The organism is Pannonibacter phragmitetus DSM 14782, from assembly GCF_000382365.1.
GTDB lineage: Bacteria > Pseudomonadota > Alphaproteobacteria > Rhizobiales > Stappiaceae > Pannonibacter > Pannonibacter phragmitetus.
Window position 1 is genome coordinate 75,654 of sequence record NZ_KB908226.1, and the last position, 18,725, is coordinate 94,378.

18 protein-coding genes are annotated in these 18,725 nt (G+C 64.3%); 9 read left to right on the forward strand and 9 right to left on the reverse strand.

Going from position 1 to position 18,725, the window contains the following annotated elements:
* Window positions 1–168: 168 nt before the first annotated feature.
* Window positions 169–645, reverse strand: coding sequence for an Lrp/AsnC family transcriptional regulator (locus H163_RS0115820; RefSeq protein ID WP_019965581.1), 477 nt, complete (start codon window positions 643–645; stop codon window positions 169–171).
* A 209-nt stretch (window positions 646–854) separates the two neighbouring features.
* Here H163_RS0115820 and H163_RS0115825 point away from each other — a divergent pair, with 209 nt between their 5' ends.
* On the forward strand, window positions 855–2,171 hold the full coding sequence (locus H163_RS0115825) for an NAD(P)/FAD-dependent oxidoreductase (RefSeq protein ID WP_019965582.1): 1,317 nt from the start codon (window positions 855–857) through the stop codon (window positions 2,169–2,171).
* A gap of 50 nt (window positions 2,172–2,221) precedes the next feature.
* On the opposite strand, the gene H163_RS0115830 is transcribed toward H163_RS0115825, so the two are convergent.
* A complete protein-coding gene (locus tag H163_RS0115830; protein ID WP_019965583.1) occupies window positions 2,222–3,085 on the reverse strand; it encodes a GNAT family N-acetyltransferase in 864 nt (287 codons plus the stop codon).
* Window positions 3,086–3,158: 73 nt separating this feature from the next.
* Window positions 3,159–4,202, reverse strand: a complete 1,044-nt coding sequence (locus tag H163_RS0115835; RefSeq protein WP_160118274.1) for a LacI family DNA-binding transcriptional regulator — start codon at window positions 4,200–4,202, stop codon at window positions 3,159–3,161.
* 125 nt (window positions 4,203–4,327) lie between these two features.
* On the opposite strand from H163_RS0115835, the gene H163_RS23010 reads away from it, so the two are divergent.
* Genes H163_RS23010 through H163_RS0115850 form a run of 3 tightly spaced genes read left to right on the forward strand, consistent with a single transcriptional unit; the run spans window position 4,328 to window position 7,116 of the window.
* Window positions 4,328–4,819 carry a TRAP transporter small permease gene (locus H163_RS23010; RefSeq protein WP_019965585.1) on the forward strand — a complete coding sequence of 164 codons (492 nt, stop codon included), beginning with the start codon at window positions 4,328–4,330 and terminating at the stop codon, window positions 4,817–4,819.
* Entirely contained in the window at window positions 4,816–6,096 is a 1,281-nt protein-coding gene (locus H163_RS0115845) for a TRAP transporter large permease subunit (protein WP_019965586.1), read from the forward strand. Before H163_RS23010 ends, H163_RS0115845 begins: the two co-directional genes overlap by 4 nt.
* A 42-nt stretch (window positions 6,097–6,138) precedes the next feature.
* Window positions 6,139–7,116, forward strand: a complete 978-nt coding sequence (locus H163_RS0115850) for a TRAP transporter substrate-binding protein (RefSeq protein WP_019965587.1) — start codon at window positions 6,139–6,141, stop codon at window positions 7,114–7,116.
* Between the two features lie 552 nt (window positions 7,117–7,668).
* Here H163_RS0115850 and H163_RS0115855 read toward each other — a convergent pair.
* From H163_RS0115855 to H163_RS0115875, 5 genes are all read right to left on the reverse strand, one after another.
* Entirely contained in the window at window positions 7,669–8,685 is a 1,017-nt protein-coding gene (locus H163_RS0115855) for a LacI family DNA-binding transcriptional regulator (RefSeq protein ID WP_019965588.1), read from the reverse strand.
* A 66-nt stretch (window positions 8,686–8,751) separates the two neighbouring features.
* Window positions 8,752–9,090, reverse strand: a complete 339-nt coding sequence (locus H163_RS0115860; RefSeq protein WP_019965589.1) for a hypothetical protein — start codon at window positions 9,088–9,090, stop codon at window positions 8,752–8,754.
* The gene (locus tag H163_RS0115865; protein WP_019965590.1) at window positions 9,087–9,974 is read right to left on the reverse strand and encodes an NAD(P)-dependent oxidoreductase; all 888 of its coding nucleotides are present in this window, start codon (window positions 9,972–9,974) and stop codon (window positions 9,087–9,089) included. Before H163_RS0115865 ends, H163_RS0115860 begins: the two co-directional genes overlap by 4 nt.
* Window positions 9,971–10,477 (reverse strand): gluconokinase, encoded by a 507-nt coding sequence (locus H163_RS0115870; RefSeq protein ID WP_019965591.1) that lies wholly within the window; start codon window positions 10,475–10,477, stop codon window positions 9,971–9,973. Before H163_RS0115870 ends, H163_RS0115865 begins: the two co-directional genes overlap by 4 nt.
* On the reverse strand, window positions 10,477–11,232 hold the full coding sequence (locus H163_RS0115875) for an SDR family oxidoreductase (RefSeq protein WP_019965592.1): 756 nt from the start codon (window positions 11,230–11,232) through the stop codon (window positions 10,477–10,479). The genes H163_RS0115870 and H163_RS0115875 overlap by 1 nt, the downstream gene beginning before the upstream one ends.
* Window positions 11,233–11,332: 100 nt before the next feature.
* Here H163_RS0115875 and H163_RS0115880 point away from each other — a divergent pair, with 100 nt between their 5' ends.
* The 4 genes from H163_RS0115880 to gndA all read left to right on the forward strand — a co-directional run bounded on the left by H163_RS0115880 (window position 11,333) and on the right by gndA (window position 15,795).
* On the forward strand, window positions 11,333–12,280 hold the full coding sequence (locus tag H163_RS0115880) for a 2-hydroxyacid dehydrogenase (RefSeq protein ID WP_019965593.1): 948 nt from the start codon (window positions 11,333–11,335) through the stop codon (window positions 12,278–12,280).
* 11 nt (window positions 12,281–12,291) lie between these two features.
* Entirely contained in the window at window positions 12,292–13,323 is a 1,032-nt protein-coding gene (locus H163_RS0115885; RefSeq protein WP_019965594.1) for an L-idonate 5-dehydrogenase, read from the forward strand.
* 178 nt (window positions 13,324–13,501) lie between these two features.
* Window positions 13,502–14,392 (forward strand): SMP-30/gluconolactonase/LRE family protein, encoded by an 891-nt coding sequence (locus H163_RS0115890; protein ID WP_019965595.1) that lies wholly within the window; start codon window positions 13,502–13,504, stop codon window positions 14,390–14,392.
* Window positions 14,389–15,795 (forward strand): NADP-dependent phosphogluconate dehydrogenase, encoded by a 1,407-nt coding sequence (gene gndA, locus H163_RS0115895; RefSeq protein ID WP_040679077.1) that lies wholly within the window; start codon window positions 14,389–14,391, stop codon window positions 15,793–15,795. Before H163_RS0115890 ends, gndA begins: the two co-directional genes overlap by 4 nt.
* 282 nt (window positions 15,796–16,077) lie before the next feature.
* Here the strand turns inward: gndA and H163_RS0115900 are convergent, their stop codons facing one another.
* A complete protein-coding gene (locus H163_RS0115900) occupies window positions 16,078–17,085 on the reverse strand; it encodes a LacI family DNA-binding transcriptional regulator (RefSeq protein WP_019965597.1) in 1,008 nt (335 codons plus the stop codon).
* A gap of 143 nt (window positions 17,086–17,228) precedes the next feature.
* On the opposite strand from H163_RS0115900, the gene H163_RS0115905 reads away from it, so the two are divergent.
* Window positions 17,229–18,722: a sugar ABC transporter ATP-binding protein gene (locus H163_RS0115905; RefSeq protein ID WP_019965598.1), complete on the forward strand. Its 1,494-nt coding sequence runs from the start codon at window positions 17,229–17,231 to the stop codon at window positions 18,720–18,722.
* The last annotated feature ends 3 nt before the right edge of the window (window positions 18,723–18,725 follow it).

The window sequence follows — 18,725 nt, forward strand, 5'->3', positions numbered from 1 at the left end:
TCCCATCGTCACCCCGGACGCAGCGAGGCGGAGATCCGAGGCCGGTGGGTCGAAGCGTCCCGGCTTTAACTTATTGAATGAACATACCGCACGGCTCACCGGCCCCGGACCCGCGAGGCGCCTCCGGGATCACGGCGGAGGAGCACAACCAGCGATCTGAGCGCCCCCTCACATCGGAAAAATCGTCTTCAGCGGCAGGTGGGATTTCACGAAAGGGGACTTCATCACCACGAAGCTGAAGTATTTGTCGATGCCGATGTCCATGTCGATCATGCGTTCCATGATCGCCTGATAATCGCCGATGCTGCCGGTGACGAATTTCAGCAGGTAGTCATAGCCACCCGAGATCAGGTGGCACTCGATGATCTCCTCCACCTTTTCCGCCGCCTGCTGGAAGCGGTCGAAGTCCATCTTGCGGTGGTTCTTCAAGGTGATCTCGGTGAAGACGGTCAGCGTCGGGCCTAGCCTGGCAAGGTCGATCTGGGCCGCATAACCGGTGATGTAACCCGCCTGCTGCAGCTTCTTCACCCGCATCAGGCAAGGGCTGGGCGACAGGTGAACCAGTTCAGCCAGCTCCACATTGGTGATGCGGCCATTTTTCTGCAGCTCGTGCAGAATACGGATATCGATCCGGTCCAGCTTCATGATGCCCTCTTATGACAAGATGAGAGTAAGCAGAAAATGCCGGATAGGCAATCAGCCAAATTCCACTGAATACAAAAAGATTTCCTGAAAGGGAGAATTCCCTGAGCCAGCGTCACCCCCAACTTCAGCATAAAATGCCGCATCACCGCACCTGTGCAGTAGCCACGCCTGACAGGCTGCCGCTAGGGTGCAAGGCAAAGGAGTTTTCCATGCGCGCACCCCTGCTGACGATCGAGACTGCCGGTGACCTGCCAGCCGAGGCCGATGTTGTAATCATCGGCGCCGGCATTGTGGGCACTTGTGCGGCCTATTACCTCGCAAGACGCGGCGTGAAGGTGGTACTGGTGGAAAAAGGCCGCCCCGGCGCCGAGCAGTCCAGCCGCAACTGGGGCTGGTGCCGCCAGCAGAACCGCGACGCGCGCGAGCTTCCGATGGCAACACGCAGCCTTGCGCTCTGGGATGAGCTTGCCGCAGAAATTGGCCCCAGCCTCGGTTTCCGCCGCTCTGGCCTTTTGTATTTGTCCAACAATGAGGCCGAGATCGAGGGATGGGCGCGCTGGCGTGATTTTGCCCGTAAGCAGAATGTCATCACCCACATGCTCACCGCCGAAGAGGCCGCCGAACGCGGGCGGGCCACAGGCAAGAGCTGGAAGGGCGGCGTCTTCTCCCCCACCGATGGCATCGCCGATCCGGCCAGCGCCGTGCCGCTGATTGCCAGGGCCGTTGAAACCCACGGCGGCCGCGTGCTGCAGAACTGCGCCGTGCGCGGGCTGGAGCTCTCCGGCGGACGGGTCAGTGGCGTTGTCACGGAACGGGGCACCATCGCCACGAAAATCGCCGTCATGGCGGGCGGCGCCTGGGCCTCCAGCTTCTGCCGCCAGCTCGGCATCCGCTTTCCGCAGGCCTCCGTCCGCGCCTCGATCCTTGCCGTCAGCGAGGCAGCAGGCATTCCGGATGCACTGCACACGGCACGCGTGTCGCTGACCGCACGCAAGGGCGGGCACACGCTGGCCATTTCCGGCCGCGCCCGCGTGGACCCGACCGCGCAGATGCTGCGCTTCGGCACCACCTTCATTCCAATGTTTCTAAAGCGGCACAAGTCGCTCGCCGTAGGCGGACTTGAAGGCCTGCGCAGCGGCCACGAGAGCCTCTCACGCTGGCGGCTGGACCGGGAAACGCCGATGGAACGCATGCGCATCCTCGATCCGACGCCTGATCCGTCCCAGATCCGTGAAACCCTTGCCCGTGCCCGCGAACTGATTCCGGCTCTCAAGGAAAGCCAGGTCACCGCCGCCTGGGCCGGCTATATCGACAGCACGCCGGACGGCGTGCCAGCCGTTGGCGAAACCCAGATCCCCGGCTTCGTGCTTGCCGCCGGCTTCAGCGGCCATGGCTTCGGCATTGGCACGGGTGCGGGCGAAATGATTGCCGATATCGTCATGGGCCAGGAGCCCGTGCTGGATGCAAAACCCTACCATCCTTCCCGCTTCAGCGAGAGTTCCTGGGGCAAGGTCGCCGATTTCTGAGATGGAAGGGGCGGTCACACCCGTGCTGCCGCCCCCATCAGCCACCCGGCTCACCCCAGGGCGTGATTGACGAGGCCGAAGGTGATGGCGGGGCCGCATTCAGGCACGCTGCCAAGGGTCATGGTCGTCACCGTATCGAAGACGCCAAGACCGGCGTCCTGCAGGAAACGGCGCAGCGGGCCATCTTCGGCCCACGTATCCATGCGCAGGAACACGCCTTGATGGGCGGCAACATGCGGGCGGATGAGGGCAATGGCGTCCTCTTCCGTATCCGCCACCACCGGACCGATCACACGCCCGCGCCCGAATTCGCGGCAGAGGGCAAAGCCGGCCACCTTACCATCGCGCAGGATGATTGTGCCTTCGGAAAGCTCGAAGAGCCGCTCGAACACCTGACTGCGGTCTGCGCCATAGGCACTGGCATCAAGAGCCACGATCTCCGAAGCATGCTCGGGGAGCATCGGCACCGCGGTTTCAGGCCCATCAGGCAGTTTTACCGCCATGCCCTGATGCTGATAGACGGTCGCCCGGGGAATAAAGCCGAGCGACAGATAGAGCCGGTAGGCGGCCTTGGTGGCATTGAGCACCTTGCCCCGGTCTGCCGTATCAGCCAGCACGTGCTGCATCAGCCAGGCCCCTGCCCCGTGCTCCTGCATCCGGGGTGAGGTGATGACCATGCCCACTGTTGCCAGCTTCGGTCCCATGGGAAACCACATGGCAGAGCCCAGCACACGGCCGATTTCGTCGCGGGCAACGTAGCCATGGCCGAGGCCGATGGCGAGTTCCCAGTCCTTGGGACGGTGCGGCCAGTTGACGCCAATCGACAGCTCATGCAACCGGGGAATGTCATCCGGCAGCATGTCCGTGCGGGTCACCTCGTAGGTGTCGAGCGTCTTGGTCAGACCGGCCTCCACGCGCTTGCTCCCTCAAGTTGCGGTCAGGACGAGTCTAACAGCTGACGGCGGAATTTCGTGCCATTTCCGGGTGTTACGAAGCAGAATCTGCCACAGCCCGCTGTTTGCCCCATTCCGGCAGCAAGGGGCGCGCCGTGTTACCCTCAACAATGCGCAATCCGATCTCCTGTCCGGGCACGGCAGAATTCTTGCGGCAAAGCTGGAGCAGGCAGCAGGCCGCATCGCGCCCAAGCTGCAGACGCGGCAGGTCCAGCGTGGTCAGCCGCGTGCGGATGGAGAAGGCATCTGACGTGCCGTTGAAGCCGATGACAGACACCTGCCCCGGCACATCGATCCCCGCCTCGAAAAGATAACGCAAGCCGCCTGCCGCCATCGCATCATTGAGGAAGTGGATCCCTTCCACATCCGGCACGCTTCCCAGCAGCTGACGGACCAGCTGATTGCCGCTTTCCACCTGCCGCGGCAAAGTGCCGCCATCCAGAACGGTCAGGCGCGCACCGGCAGCCGAGACCTCTGCAGCAAATCCCTTGAAGCGCTCACGGGCGCACAGATCGGCCTCCAGCTGCGAGCCGACATAGGCCAGGCGCCGGAGGCCTGCATCCAGAAGACGGCGTGCCGCCATGCGTCCGGCCCCGGCGTGATCAACCCCCACCGCCGCATCGAGACCGGCATTGCGCTGATCCCACATCTGCACCGCCGGCACCTGCCGCCGCTCCAGCAGCACCCGCGCCTTTTCCGTGCGCAGGATCCCGCCGGACACCAGCAAACCCGCAGGCTTCAGCGACAGCATGGTCCGCAGCAGGCTCTCTTCCAGCCCGGGATCGAAGAAGGTTTCGCCAATGAAGGTCTGCATCCCCTCCGGCCGCAGCACGCCATGGATACCGCCCAGAACCTCCGCATAGACGTGGTCACTGATGGAGGGAATGAGAACGGCCACAAGCTTGCTGGTGCGCGAACTGAGCGCGCCCGCAAGCGAGTTGGGCACATAGCCCAGTTCATCGGCCAGCTGCTTGATCCGTGCCCGCGTCTCCGCACTCAGGCGCCCGGTATCCCGGAGCGCTTTCGATACGGTCATGGGACTGACGCCAGCCCGCGCCGCCAGATCGGCAATGGTCACGGGACGCTCTTCGGGAAGAGCTTGACGCTCAAATTTGTTATCGATATCATCCATGGTGGGTTAACGATAACCCAAACGCACAGCCCGTGCAATTTGAAGCATTCCAACTTCTGGGAGGAGGACGGATGCACAGCATAATCCGCCTCATCTGGCGCTCGATCGATCTCATCATGGCGGCGCTTCTGACCGCGATGATCGCCATCGTCTTTGCCAATGTCGTCCTGCGCTACGGTTTCTCATCCGGCATCCGCGTCTCGGTGGAATTGTCGCGCCTCTGGTTCGTCTGGGTGGTCATGCTCGGTGCTGCCGTCACCCTGCGCCGGGGCGAGCATCTGGCGCTGGCCGAATTCGCCGAAGGTGTCTTCCCGAAGTACATCGGCATCCTGCGCCGCGCCTGCTGGCTCGTCATCCTCGGCACCGTGCTGCTTCTGTTCTGGGGCTGCATGAAGCAGACCATGATGAACATGGCCAACATCTCGCCGCTCACGGGCCTGCCCTCCGGGCTGTTCTATCTGTCCGGTGTTGTTTCCTCGGTGCTCATGGCCGCCATCGCAGTGGTCCGCATCATCAATCCTGACAGTGTGAAGCAAGTCCTTGCGGAGGATGGCGCGGAATGACCCTCGTTCTCTTTCTGGCCGTCCTGATTGGCTCGATCCTGCTTGGCCTGCCGGTCGCATTCGCACTGCTGCTCGCCTCCATGGCGCTGATGCTGCAGATGGATCTGCTCAGCACCGACATTCTGGCGCAGAACCTCATCAACGGCGTCGACAACTTCCCGCTGCTGGCCATTCCCTTCTTCCTGGTTGCCGGCGAAGTCATGTCGCGCGGCGGGTTGTCCACGCGCATCGTGCGCCTCGCCTCCTCGCTCGTCGGCCACCGCAAGGGCGGGCTCGGCTATGTGGCGATCATGACTTCCATCGTGCTGGCCGGCCTGTCCGGTTCGGCCGTGGCCGATGCTGCCGCACTCGTCTCGATCCTTTATCCGATGATGCGCGACGGCAACTATCCGGAAGGCCGCAGCCTTGGCCTTCTGGCTGCAGGCGGCATCATTGCGCCGATCATCCCCCCGTCGCTGCCGCTGATCCTCATCGGCGTCTCGGGCAACATCTCCATCGCCAAGCTGTTCCTGGCCGGCATCGCCCCGGGCCTGATGATGGGCCTGACGCTGGTGCTGGTGTGGAGCTTCATGATCCGCAAGGAAAACCTGGAAGTCCTGCCCAAAGCCTCTGGCGCGGAACGCTGGAAGGCCCTGAAGGATGGCGTCTGGGCACTGCTGCTGCCCGTGATCATCATCGGCGGCATCCGCACCGGCGCCTTCACGGCCACGGAAGCGGCTGTGGTCGCGGCAGTCTATGCGATCCTTGTTTCCACGCTTGTCTACCGCGAGCTGACATTCCGTGACTTCCTGCAGGTGCTGATCAGCGCTGGCCGCTCTACCGCCATGGTGATGTTCCTCGTCGGTGCAGCCATGGTCGCCGCCTGGCTCATCACGGTTGCCCAGCTGCCGCAGCAGCTTGCAGCCCTGCTCCAGCCGCTGATCGACAGCCCGCGCCTGCTGATGCTGGTCATCATGCTGATCGTGCTGGCTGTGGGTATGGTCATGGATCTTTCACCAACAGTGCTGATCCTTGTGCCGTTGTTCATGCCCGTTATCAAAATGGCAGGGATCGACCCTGTCTATTTCGGGCTCATGTTCATCATGAACTGCTCCATCGGCCTCATCACCCCGCCGGTCGGAACAGTTCTCAACGTCATCTGCGGCGTAGGCCGTGTTCCGATGAGCCGCGCCGTTCAGGGCGTCTGGCCTTTCGTGATCGCCTACGCCCTTCTGCTCGGCCTGTTCATCCTGGTGCCCGAGCTGATCACCGTTCCAGCCCGTTTCATGGGCGGATAACCGTACCCTGGCTCAACGCCATCATTCTGGGAGGAGTACAGCATGAAGAAAGTCCTGAAAGCCCTTGGCCTCGCCACTGCCCTGACCCTTGCCGCTGTCAGCGCACAGGCGCAGACCACGCTGAAGTTCGCACATGCCGCACCGGAAACGGATCTGCAGCAGAACCTTGCCGTTTTCTTCAAGGAGCAGGTCGAGGCCCGCACCAATGGTTCGGTAACGGTCAACATCTTCCCTCAGGGCCAGCTGGGCAATGATGCGGCCATGATCGACGGCACCCGTTCGGGCATCATCGACATCGCCATGTCGGGCCTCAACAACTTCACCGGCCTCGTCAAGGACGCCGGCGTGGTCGAGCTGCCCTTCATGTTCCCGAACCGCGAAATCGCCTACAAGGTTCTGGATGGTGAAATCGGCCAGGGCATTGCCGCCAAGTTCGAGCCGCTGGGCATGAAGGTTCTGGGTTTCCCGGAAAACGGCTACCGCAACATGACCAACAGCCGCGGCCCGATCAAGACGCCGGCTGACCTTGCGGGCCTGCGCATGCGCGTCAACAACTCCAAGGCCCTGAACGACATGTTCACCCTGCTGAGCGCAAACCCGCAGCAGCTGCCGGTGGCCGAGCTCTACACCGCGCTGGAAACCGGCGTTGTGGACGCGCAGGACCATCCGATCGGCATCGTTCTGTCCTTCAAGTTCTACGAAGTGCAGAAGTACCTGTCGCTCACCCAGCACGCCTACTCCAACCTTGCTCTCGTCATGAACAATGACAAGTTCAAGGGCCTCACCGCTGACGAGCAGAAGGTCATCACCGAAGTGGCTGCCGAAGCCGTCGCCATGCAGCGCAAGCTGGCCCAGGAAAAGGAAGCGACCATGATCGCCGAACTGACCTCTGCCGGCATGACCGTCAACAGCGACGTCGACGCCGCCGCCTTCCAGGAAGTCGTCCGCCCGGTGTGGGACAACTTCATTGCCGAGAACGGCGACACCCTCGTCAACGCCATCGTCGCCCTGCAGAAGTAATCTGCAGCGCATGAGTGTTCAGAAGGGCGGTCCGGCAACGGGCCGCCCTTTTGTATTTGGTGAGGGGAGAGGCGGGAAAAATCAATAGCTTTCGTCATGCCATGGCTCGACCATGGCATCCACGCCGTTCCCCACCCGCACGGCACAGCCTCGCCCCCCCCCCGTCACGCACCCCCAATCACACGCCTACACCGCTGAGGCGGCAGGGAATGGATGCCATGATCAAGTCATGGCAGGACGGAGGATGGAGCGGGCGCAACACGAGAGAACAGAAAACCCATTAAAATCAATAACTTTCGTCATGCCATGGCTCGACCATGGCATCCACGCCGTTCCCCACCCGCACGGCACAGCCTCGCCCCCCCGCACCGTCACGCACCCCCAATCACACGCCTACACCGCTGAGGCGACAGGGGATGGACGCCATGATCAAGTCATGGCAGGACGGAGGATGGAGCGGGCGCAACAGGAAAAATCAGAAAACCCATTAAAATCAGAAACATCACTATACCATCATCACCCCATGACGGAGGATGGGGGCAACCGAATGCCTTAAACGCTGCTGCCGCGGATCTGCAGGACGGGGGCGATGGCGATGGTCTGGCGGGAGATGGTCTTGCCACCAAGGGCCTCGATGATGATCCCGGCGGCCCGCTCGCCGATCTGGCGCGGATGCGGGTTGATCGTGGTCAGCGAGGGCACGGAAATGCCGGCAATTTCATAGTCACCGAAGCCAGCGATGGAAATGCGCTCCGGCACCGGCACGCCCCGGCGCTGGCATTCGGTGAGAGCGCCGAAGGCCGAAAGATCGGACACGCAGATGACGGCTTCCGTGTCCGGCATTTCTTCCAGAAGGCGGCCCATGGCATTGGCCCCTTCCCGCATGGAAATAGGCGGCACACCGGCCGCAATCAGCCGGCCTGTGTCCAGTCCGTAAGCCTTCATGGCCAAGATGAACCCGTTGCGGCGGTCGGTGCCGCGTGTGTCGCGGTCCGCATCCCCGCCGATGAAGGCGATCTTGCGCAGGCCCCGCGCCACGAAATGCTCCACCATCGCGCGCACGGCAGCCTCGTTGGAAAAGCCGACCACATGGCCGATGGGCGCGCGGGGCAGATCCCAAGTCTCGATGACGGGAATCGCAGCGTTTTCCAGCAGCTTGCGGGCACGCGGCGTATGCCTGCCGCCGGTGACGACAATTGCCTCGGGCCTGCGCTGCAGCAGCTGCTCGATCAGCTGCTCTTCGGCGTGAATATCGTAATTGGTGTAGCCCAAAAGGATCTGGAGGCCATGTTTCTTCAGCGTGTCGGACAGGCCGCCGACCGTCTCGGCAAAGTTGGCGTTGTTCAGCGAGGGAATGCTGACGGCGACGAAGCCCGTGCGCTGCGAGCGCAGGTTGGAGGCCGTGCTGTCGAAAACATACCCCAGCTCCTCGGCCGCCTGATGGATCGCCGTGCGCGTTGCCTCGGAGACCGAACTGCCGTCCTTGAAGGCCCGGCTGACGGTCATGGGTGAGACGCCCGCGACGCGGGCGACATCAGCCATGGTGGGCGGTTTGCGGGTCTGGCGCATCGGGGGCCGTGGAGCTGGAGTTAATGTGACCTTCCGGTATTACCGCAAGGCTCTCCGGCTGGAAACTCAGCCAGCCAGAACGTGGTCGTGTGCCGTGGTGATGTGGTGATGGATCCGGCCCGTGAAGAAGCGCTCCAGCACGGACTCGGTCGCAGCACGCGCCTCGGCCCGGATCGGGCTGGCAAGAGCAGCTTCAACCGTGGCGAGGTCCGGATAGCTGATGGCGAGGATCATCGGATATTCCGGAGCGCCCTCGTCGCGGCTTTCCGCGAAGGTGACACGCACGGCCAGCGCACCGGGGAAACCCTTCCACTTCGGCAGGATTTCAGACAGAACGGCCTCACGGAAAGCTGCGTCCTGGCCTTCATGAACCTTGCCCTCGAACAGGGCGTAGCGGGTGATCATTCGAAGTTCTCCTGGTTGGGCCCCTTGAAGAACTCCATCAAGGCGGCCTGATCTTCTCCGCCAAGGCCCGCTGCGGTCAGCATGCGGTGCACCTCGGCGCAAATGGCGGTCAGCGGCATGGCGGTGTGGGTCAGGCGGGCAAGATCCTGCGCGCCGTTGAGGTCCTTCACCATGTTGTCGATGCGCCCCGTGCGGCGGTAGTCGCGCGCGGCAAAGCGGGGCATGTATTCCTGCAGGATGGCGCTATCGGCGCGCCCGCCCTTGAGCGCCTGCGGAATGCGGGTCACTTCCACACCGGCGGCTTCCGCCAGCGCGGTGGCTTCGGCGACGGCCAGGAAGCCAAGGCCGCAGAGCACCTGGTTGATCAGCTTGGTGGTCTGGCCTGCGCCCGCCGGGCCCATGTGGGTCTGGTTGCTGGCAACGCCGGAAAGCACCTGCTGCGCTTCCTTCACGTCTGCCTCTGCCCCGCCCTGCATCAGGGTAAGCTGGCCGATGGCCGCCTTCGGAATGCCGCCGGACAGCGGGCTGTCCACCCAGCGCAGGCCCTTTTCAGCCGCATCCGCAGCAAGCTGGCGCGTGGCTTCCGGATCGATCGACGACATGTCGATGATCAGCGTGCCCGATGCCGCCCCTTCTGCAACGCCGCCAGCGCCGAAAACGGCGGCACGGACGATGCGAGGAGCATTGAGGCTGAGGATCACGGCCTTGGCGCCAGATGCAGCTTCCGCAGCACTGGCCGCAGCCACAGCGCCCTTGGCCACGAGCACATCCACCTTGGCGGTGTCCAGATCGAACACCTTCAGCGGCGTGCCGGTTTCAACGATACGGGCGCCAATTGCACCGCCCATGGCGCCTGCGCCAATCAGCGCAACATGTCCAGTCATGCCTTGATCTCCTCCAGATTCAGCCCCTTGACGATGCCATCCACCAGCACATCGAGCGGCTGGCTGATGTCGGCGGTCAGCGCGCCTTCATCCGGCTGCGGCACTTCCAGCGCCGCGAACTGGCTGTCGAGCAGCGACAGGGGCATGTAATGCCCCGTGCGCTGCGCCATGCGCCCGGCGATGAGATCGCGCGAGCCGGCCAGATGCACGAAGGTCACCGGCCCGCCGGCCAGCGCCCGGATGCGGTCGCGGTAGACCCGCTTCAGCGCCGAGCAGCCGATGATGAGCGGTGCCTTGTCCGCAAGTTCCCGGCCCACCTGATCGAGCCAGGGCCAGCGGTCCTCGTCGGTCAGGGGAATGCCTGCGCGCATCTTCTCGACATTGGCAGCCGGATGCAGGTCGTCACCGTCCCGGTAGGCAATGCCAGTGCGGGCGCTGATGGCCTCGCCCACGCTCGACTTCCCGCAACCGGCAACGCCCATGAGAATGATGCGGGTGCTCATCACAGCGAGGCCGTGATGCCGCCGTCAACGAACAGCACGTGGCCGTTGACGAAGGAGGCTGCTTCCGAGGACAGGAACACGCAGGCGCCAACCAGTTCCTCGACCTTGCCCCAGCGGCCCGCAGGCGTGCGCTTTTCCAGCCATGCGGAGAAGGCTGGATCGGCCACGAGCGCGGCGTTGAGCGGCGTGTCGAAATAGCCCGGCGCGATGGCGTTGCAGTTGATGCCATACTTGGCCCAGTCGGTGGCCATGCCCTTGGTCAGGTTGCCGACAGCGCCCTTGGTGGCGGTGTAGGGGGCGATGGACGGGCGGGCGAGCGCGGTCTGCACGCTGGCGATGTTGATGATCTTGCCCTTGCCGCGCTTGATCATGTGGCGGGCAACGGCCTGACCCACATGGAAGATGCTGGCAATGTTGGTCTGCAGCAGGCGCTCGAAGGCATCCGCCGGGAAGTCTTCCAGCGGGGCGCGGTGCTGCATGCCGGCGTTGTTCACAAGAATGTCGATGGCGCCATTCTTCGCCTCGAAGGCATCGACGGCAGCGCGGACACCTTCGTGATCCGTCACGTCAAATGCGAGGGTTTCCGCACCCGGAATCTGGGCCGCAGCTTCGGCCAGACGCGCCGCATCCCGGCCATTCAGGACCACCTGCGCACCGGCCGCAGCAAGCCCCTTGGCAAGCGCAAGACCGATACCCTGCGAGGAACCGGTTACCAGTGCACGGCGTCCGGTCAGGTCAAATAGCTGAAGGCTCACTCTCTTCCCCTTTGTCAGAAAACCACTCGACAAGTTCGTGTGACCCTGTTTATGTTATCGATAACATTTGATGTCAAGCACGAAGCTTACGGAGACAAGAATGAGCAAGCCCCACCTCCTCCAGGTTGGACCGTACCCGGAGTGGGACCAGATTCCCCTTGATGAAGCCTTCACCGTGCACCGCTATTTCGAGGCGGCGGACAAGGCGGCTTTCCTTGCTGAAGTAGGCCCGCAAATCCGCGGCATCGCCACACGCGGCGAGCTGGGCGCCAATGCTGACATGATCGCAGCCTGCCCGAATCTCGAAGTCATCAGCGTCTATGGCGTCGGCTATGATGCGGTGGATCTGAACGCGGCCAAGGCCCGCGGCATCCGCGTGACCAACACGCCGGACGTGCTGACCAATGACGTTGCCGACCTTGGCGTTGCCATGATGCTGGTGCAGTCGCGCGGCATGATCGGCGCGGAAACCTGGGTGAAGGACGGCTCGTGGGCTGCCAAGGGGCTTTATCCGCTGAAGCGCCGCGTCTGGGGCCGCAAGGCTGGCGTGCTGGGCCTTGGCCGCATCGGCTATGAAGTGGCCAAGCGCCTCGCTGGTTTTGACATGGAGATTGCTTACTCGGACGTGTCCGCCAAGGATTACGCCTCGCAGTGGGAGTTCATTCAGGACCCGGTTGCACTGGCTGCCCGTTCCGATTTCCTGTTCGTCACCCTCGCCGCATCGGCTGCCACACGGCACATCGTTGGCCCGAAGGTGATCGAGGCTCTGGGGCCGGAAGGCATGCTGATCAACATCAGCCGCGCTTCCAACATTGACGAAGAGGCGCTTCTGGATGCACTGGAGAGTGGCAAGCTCGGTTCGGCCGCGCTTGACGTGTTCGAAGGCGAGCCGAAGCTCAACCCGCGCTTCCTCAAGCTCGACAACGTGCTGCTGCAGCCGCACCATGCCTCGGGCACTATCGAGACCCGCAAGGCCATGGGCCAGCTGCTGCGCGACAACCTGACCGCCCATTTCGCCGGCAAGCCCCTGCCGGCGCCGGTTCTGTAAGGATCACACCCATGCGTGCCATCGTCATTCACGCCGCCAAGGATCTTCGCGTCGAAGAGCGCCCGGAGGAAACCCCGGGCGAAGGCCAGCTGCGCCTGCGCCTTGCCACCGGCGGCGTCTGCGGCTCGGACCTGCATTACTACAACCACGGCGGCTTCGGCACCGTGCGCCTGCGCGAGCCGATGATTCTCGGTCACGAAGTCTCCGCCTATGTGGAGAGCGTCGGTCCCGGCGTCACCGGTTACACCGAAGGCCAGCTTGTGGCCGTGTCCCCGTCCCGCCCCTGCCGCGCTTGCAAGTACTGCCTTGAGGGCCTGCCGAACCAGTGCCTCAACATGCGCTTCTACGGCTCGGCCATGCCCTTCCCGCACATTCAGGGCGCCTTCCGCGAAGTGCTGGTGGCTGACCAGTTCCAGTGCGTCGACGCAACCGGCCTGACGCCGGGCGAAGCTGCCATGGCTGAGCCGCTGGCCGTGACCCTGCACGCCACCCGCCGCGCGGGCGACATGCTGGGCAAGCGCGTGCTGGTGACCGGCTGCGGCCCCATCGGCATCCTGTCGATCCTCGCCGCCCGCCGCGCCGGCGCGCAGGAAATCGTGGCGACCGACCTGTCGGACTTCACGCTGGCGCTGGCACGCAAGGTAGGCGCAGACCGCACCATCAACATGGCGAGCGAACCGGACGCGCTGGCTGCCTACAACGCTGACAAGGGCTATTTCGACGTGCTCTACGAGTGCTCGGGTGCGGCCCCGGCGCTGGCTGGCGGCATCGCGGCCCTGCGCCCGCGCGGCATCATCCTGCAGCTTGGCCTTGGCGGCGACATGAGCGTGCCGATGATGGCCATCACGGCCAAGGAACTGGATCTGCGCGGCTCGTTCCGCTTCCATCCGGAATTCGCCGTGGGCGTCAGCCTGATGCAGAAGGGCCTCATCGACGTGAAGCCGCTGATCACCCACACGGTTGGCCTCGACAAGGCAGAGGAAGCCTTCCTGCTGGCCTCAGACCGCAGCCAGGCCATGAAGGCACAGATCGCCTTCTCCTGACGGGGTCCTCACCCAGCTGCCGCGCCCGGCACCCCACTGGCCCGCGAGGGCCGCCGGGCGCGGCCTTTCTCAAACTCAGACCGCCTCGTCGCGTAAACGCCTTTCTTGCCCACGCCTCAGGTGGTAACGCTACCTGCAATCAGGCCGGACCAGCGGCCCGCAGGGACAGGGAGGTTTCATGTCGTTCTTCGAGGTCATTGACCCGGTTTTCCAGACCTACGTCCTCGGCAATGCGCCGGTGAAACGGATCGCCGCCGGCTTTGACTGGGTGGAAGGCCCGGTCTGGTTCGGCGATGCCGGGCACCTGCTTTTCTCCGACATCCCCAACAACCGCATCATGCGCTGGACGCCGGACGGGGTGACCACCTACCGCGCGCCCTCCAACTATGCCAACGGCCACACCCGTGACCGGCAGGGGCGGCTGATCTCCTGCGAGCATGGCACGCGCCGCGTCACCCGCACAGAATGGGACGGCTCGATCACCGTGATCGCCGGCCAGTTCGAGGGCAAGCGGCTGAATTCCCCCAATGATGTCATCGTCTCGCGCGATGGCGCCATCTGGTTCTCCGATCCCCACTACGGGATCATGACCGATTACGAGGGCTTCAAGTCCGAACAGGAACTGCCCTGCGCGGTCTACCGGGTTGACCCCGACGGCACCATTGACAAAGTGATCGATGATATGGCCTGTCCCAACGGACTGGCATTAAGCCCGGATGAGAGCCTGCTCTATGTTGCCGATACCGGCCGCATGTTCGGCAGCGATCCCCAGCACATCCGGGTTTATGCCATGAAGAACGGCAGACCCAGCGAGGGGCGTGTGTTCCACACGATCCAGCCAGGCTGTGCCGATGGATTCCGGGTAGACGAGGACGGCAATCTGTGGTCCTCGGCTGCCGATGGCGTCCACTGCATCGCCCCGGAGGGCCACCTCATGGGCAAGATCCTTGTGCCGGAACTGGTGTCCAACCTCTGTTTCGGCGGCAGGGCGAAACATCAGCTCTTCATCACGGCGACGACCAGCGTCTACTCCGTGATCCTGAACCGGAAAGGACTACAATGGCCATGACTTCGGCAGAGATCGGGCTCATCGGACTTGGCACGATGGGTGCCGCACTGGCGCTGAACATCGCCGAAAAAGGCTTTCGCATTGCAGTGTGGAACCGCACCACGGACGTGACCCGCCGCTTCCATGCAGAAGCCGGCGGTCTGGCCGCGAACGTGGTTCCCACCGAGAGCCTGAAGGAGCTGGTGGCGGCCATCAAGCCGCCGCGTGCCATCATCCTCATGGTCCCGGCCGGCAAGGCCGTGGATGACCAGATCGAGGCCTTGGCTCCGCTGCTCGGCAAGGACGACCTGATCATCGACGCGGGCAACGCCAACTTCCACGACACCAACCGCCGCGCCGCCGCAGACCTTGGCGTCCGCTTCATGGGCATCGGCGTGTCCGGCGGCGAGGAAGGGGCCCGTCACGGCCCCTCGATCATGGCTGGCGGCAACCCGGCCGATTTCGAGCGGGTGAAGCCGGTTCTCACCGCCATTGCCGCCCGCCACGGTGACACGCCTTGCGCCACCTGGATGGGCGAAGCTGGCGCCGGCCACTTCGTCAAGGCCGTGCACAACGGCATCGAATATGCCGACATGCAGATGATCGCCGAAGTCTACGGCATCATGCGCGACGGCATGGGTCTTGGTGCAGCCGATGCAGCCGCCATCTTCCAGAAGTGGAACGAAGGCACCCTGCGCTCCTATCTGGTGGAAATCTCCGGCGCCGTCGCCGCCGCCACCGATCCGCTGACCGGCCAGCCGATGCTGGACGTGATTCTGGATGCTGCCGGGCAAAAGGGCACGGGCCGCTGGACCGTCATCGAAGCCCAGCATCTCGGCGCTCCGGTGCCGGTGATCGAGGCTGCCGTGATGGCGCGCAACGTTTCGTCCCGCGTGGACGAGCGCAAGGCCGGTGAAGCGCTCTATGGCGCAGCCCCGCAGAAGCTCGCCGATGCGCCTTCTGCTGACGAGCTGGAGCAGGCCCTCATCGCGGGCAAGATCCTGTGCTATGCGCAGGGCTTCACCATGATGACCGCAGCCTCGGCCACCTTCGGCTGGAATCTGCCGCTGCCGGACATCGCCCGCGTGTGGCGTGCTGGCTGCATCATCCGCTCGGACATGCTGAACGACATGGCCAGCGCCCTGACGGAAGATGCCACGCGCAACCTGATCATGGCGCCGGACTTTGCCCGCCGCATCGAGGCAGCGCTTCCGGCCCTGCGCAAGATCGTCGCCCTCGGCGCGCTCAACGGCCTGCCGGTTCCGGCTCTGGCCTCGGGCCTTGCCTGGTTCGACCTGATGCGCACGGCACGCGGCACCGCCAACATGATCCAGGCCCAGCGCGACTTCTTCGGCGCCCACGGCTTCGACCGCCTCGACGGCAAGGACGCCCACCACGGCCCCTGGGGCCTGTCGGCGTCCTGACAACAAAACTGAACACTGCCCCTCCTCTAAGGGATGGGGCAGTGTTTGAAGCGGACTGCGGGCGGAGCAGACCGCAGAGCCCCTCTCCCCCCTTGAGGGGGAGATGTCAGCGCAAGCTGACAGAGGGGGGTAGCAGCGCCTCAGTACGGCAGAATCTCTCTCGCAAGCAGACAGCCCCTTACCCCCCTCTGCCCCCTGCCGGGGGCATCTCCCCCTCAAGGGGGGAGAGGGATCGGAGCCCAGCGGCTGTAGCCTTCACAAGGCTGAAGCCGACACTCCCTCCTACGCCGTCTCCCCCGGGACCAGCCGCGTCGGGACAACCGTGATATCCTGCCCCGGTTCGCCGCGCAGGCGGGCGACGAGGGCTTCGGCGGCGGATTTGCCGATGGCGGTGGCGGGAACAACCGTGGTCGTCAGGCGGCGCGGCAGGACGGAAGCCGCTTCCATGCCGCCCCAGCCGGCGATGCCCAGATCCTCCGGCACGCGGATGCCTCGCGCCTCGCAATAGGCAAGGCCGCCGATGGCCATTTCGTCGTTGTGGAAATAGACCGCATCAAGATCCGGCTCGCGCGCGAGCAGGGTCTCCAGCCCGTAGAAGCCCCGGTAGAAGCCGGGGTTGTCGATGAGGATTTCCTTCGCCGCCAGCGGATGACCGCCCGCCGAGAGCGCCGCCTCGAAGCCGTCCAGCCTGGCCGAGCTGATCACATCCGACAGGCCCAGCGCCCCGACATAACCAACCTTGCGCCGCCCGCGCCGCAGCAGGAACTGGCCCATTTCCATGCCGCAATCGAAATGGGAAAAGCCGACCGCCATGTCGACGGGGCTTGTCGTCAGCTCCCACACTTCCACCACCGGCATGGCGGACTGGCGCAGCAGCTCGACTGTGGCCGGCGTGTGGAGACGCCCGGAGAGGATGACGCCGGCCGGCCGCCAGCTCACCACCTGCCGCACCCAATCCTCTTCCTGCTCCACCGCATGATTGCTGGCCCCGATCATCAGCTGATAGCCGAGCCGGGACAGGGCGCGGTCCACGCCGTCCAGCACCTGGCCGAAGAGGCTTGAACTCAGGCGCGGCACGCACATGCCCACCAGCGTCGAGGCCTGATCCGAACCGAAAGCAGCGGCCAGACGGTTGGGCACATAGCCAAGCGTCTCCGCCGCGGCGAGAACCTTCCCGCGCGTTTCCTCGGAGAATCCGCTGCCGCCGCGCAGAACGCGGCTCACCGTCATCTTCGACACCCCCGCCACGCGGGCGATGTCATCCATATTGGCCTTGTTCCGCCGGTCCATCACGCTTTCAGCCTACCGCATACGCAGAACATGTTATCGATAACTTTGCCCTTGACAACCCATCAGAGGCGATACAGGCTACATAACGTTACCGGTAACTCAGCCGCAAGAGCAGAGACGGAGACATGGGAGGAGATACCGGTATGCAACCGGCTAATGATGGTCTGTTTTTTGACCGTATCGTCAAGTCATTTGGCGGCACGCAGGCCCTGCGCGGGGTTTCACTGAAGGTTGAGCGGGGAGAAATCCTCGCACTTCTGGGCGAAAACGGCGCGGGCAAGTCAACCCTTATCAAGGTTCTGTCCGGCACCCACAAGGCCGACACCGGAACGGTGTCGATCGATGGCGTGCCCTATCATCACGAAGCGGGCAAGGGCGGCCATCAGAAAGTCGCCTTCATCCACCAGGACCTCGGCCTCATCGAATGGATGAGCGTTGCCGAGAACATCGCCCTGGCGCTCGGCTATGTGCGCAAGCGCGGCCGGATCGACTGGAGCGCCACGGAGGCCATGGCCACCGAAGCGCTGAAGCTGGTGGATGCGGATTTCCCCGCCACCGCCCGCGTTGCCAATCTGACGCGCACGCAGAAGTCCCTCGTCGCCATCGCCCGCGCGCTGGCTGCCGATTGCGACTTTCTGGTTCTGGACGAGCCCACCGCCAGCCTTCCCGCCGACGAGGTGGAGCGCCTGTTCAACGCGCTGCGCCCGCTGAAATCCCGTGGCGTCGGCATGATCTATGTCAGCCACCGGCTGGACGAGATCTTCCGCATTGCCGACCGGGTGGCTGTGCTGCGCGACGGACAGATGGCAGGCCTGCGCGCCATCGGCCACACGACGCCGGAAGAACTGGTGAGCCTGATCGTTGGCCGCAAGACCCGTGAGATCAGCCGCCCCGAGGTGCAGGAAGGCACGGCCATACTCTCCGTCCGCTCCCTGCTCACCCGGCAGGTGGGGCCTGTCGATTTCGAGCTCAGGCGCGGCGAACTGCTGGGCCTTGCGGGCCTGCGCGGTGCGGGTCATGAGGACATTGGCCGCGCGCTCTTCGGCGTCATGCCGCATTCCGGCACTGTGGTGCTGGACGGGCGCACGCCGGATCTGACGTCGCCGATCACCGCCATGGCTTCGGGCATCGGCCTTGTCGCCCGCGACAGGGTGGCGGAAAGCGTCGCCACAGGCCTGACCATCCGCGAGAACGCCTATGTCAATCCGGCGGCGACCGGACGGGGCATGCTGTCGCTGATGAGCCCGCGCAAGGAAGAGGACATGGCGGCGGAAATCGGCCGCCGGGTCGGTCTTTCGCCCAACGACCCCACCTTGCCGATCGAGGCGCTGTCGGGCGGCAACCAGCAGAAGGTCATCGTCGGCCGGTGGCTGGACAGCGGCCGGCGGCTGCTGATCACCGAAGATCCGACTGCCGGTGTCGATGTCGGCGCCAAGGCGGAGATCTATCACCTGCTTTACGAAGCTCTCGCCAGCGGCATGGGCGTGCTCGTGGTCTCCACCGACTTCGAGGAAATCGCCAACATCTGCCACCGCGCCATCGTCTTCTCCCGCGGCCAGGCGGTCGCGGAGCTGAGCGGCGTCGAACTGTCCACTGAATCCCTCATCCAGGCCGCATCGGCCGGTGAAGCTGCCTGAGGC

Coding starts and splice junctions, on each gene's coding strand:
- gndA (WP_040679077.1), top strand. CDS start 14,389: ATGACTTCGGCAGAGATCGGGCTCATCGGACTTGGCACGATGGGTGCC.
- H163_RS0115870 (WP_019965591.1), bottom strand. CDS start 10,477: ATGAGCACCCGCATCATTCTCATGGGCGTTGCCGGTTGCGGGAAGTCG.
- H163_RS0115900 (WP_019965597.1), bottom strand. CDS start 17,085: ATGGACCGGCGGAACAAGGCCAATATGGATGACATCGCCCGCGTGGCG.
- H163_RS0115820 (WP_019965581.1), bottom strand. CDS start 645: ATGAAGCTGGACCGGATCGATATCCGTATTCTGCACGAGCTGCAGAAA.
- H163_RS0115905 (WP_019965598.1), top strand. CDS start 17,229: ATGCAACCGGCTAATGATGGTCTGTTTTTTGACCGTATCGTCAAGTCA.
- H163_RS0115860 (WP_019965589.1), bottom strand. CDS start 9,090: ATGATCACCCGCTACGCCCTGTTCGAGGGCAAGGTTCATGAAGGCCAG.
- H163_RS0115880 (WP_019965593.1), top strand. CDS start 11,333: ATGAGCAAGCCCCACCTCCTCCAGGTTGGACCGTACCCGGAGTGGGAC.
- H163_RS0115885 (WP_019965594.1), top strand. CDS start 12,292: ATGCGTGCCATCGTCATTCACGCCGCCAAGGATCTTCGCGTCGAAGAG.
- H163_RS0115825 (WP_019965582.1), top strand. CDS start 855: ATGCGCGCACCCCTGCTGACGATCGAGACTGCCGGTGACCTGCCAGCC.
- H163_RS0115850 (WP_019965587.1), top strand. CDS start 6,139: ATGAAGAAAGTCCTGAAAGCCCTTGGCCTCGCCACTGCCCTGACCCTT.
- H163_RS0115890 (WP_019965595.1), top strand. CDS start 13,502: ATGTCGTTCTTCGAGGTCATTGACCCGGTTTTCCAGACCTACGTCCTC.
- H163_RS0115865 (WP_019965590.1), bottom strand. CDS start 9,974: ATGACTGGACATGTTGCGCTGATTGGCGCAGGCGCCATGGGCGGTGCA.
- H163_RS0115855 (WP_019965588.1), bottom strand. CDS start 8,685: ATGCGCCAGACCCGCAAACCGCCCACCATGGCTGATGTCGCCCGCGTC.
- H163_RS23010 (WP_019965585.1), top strand. CDS start 4,328: ATGCACAGCATAATCCGCCTCATCTGGCGCTCGATCGATCTCATCATG.
- H163_RS0115845 (WP_019965586.1), top strand. CDS start 4,816: ATGACCCTCGTTCTCTTTCTGGCCGTCCTGATTGGCTCGATCCTGCTT.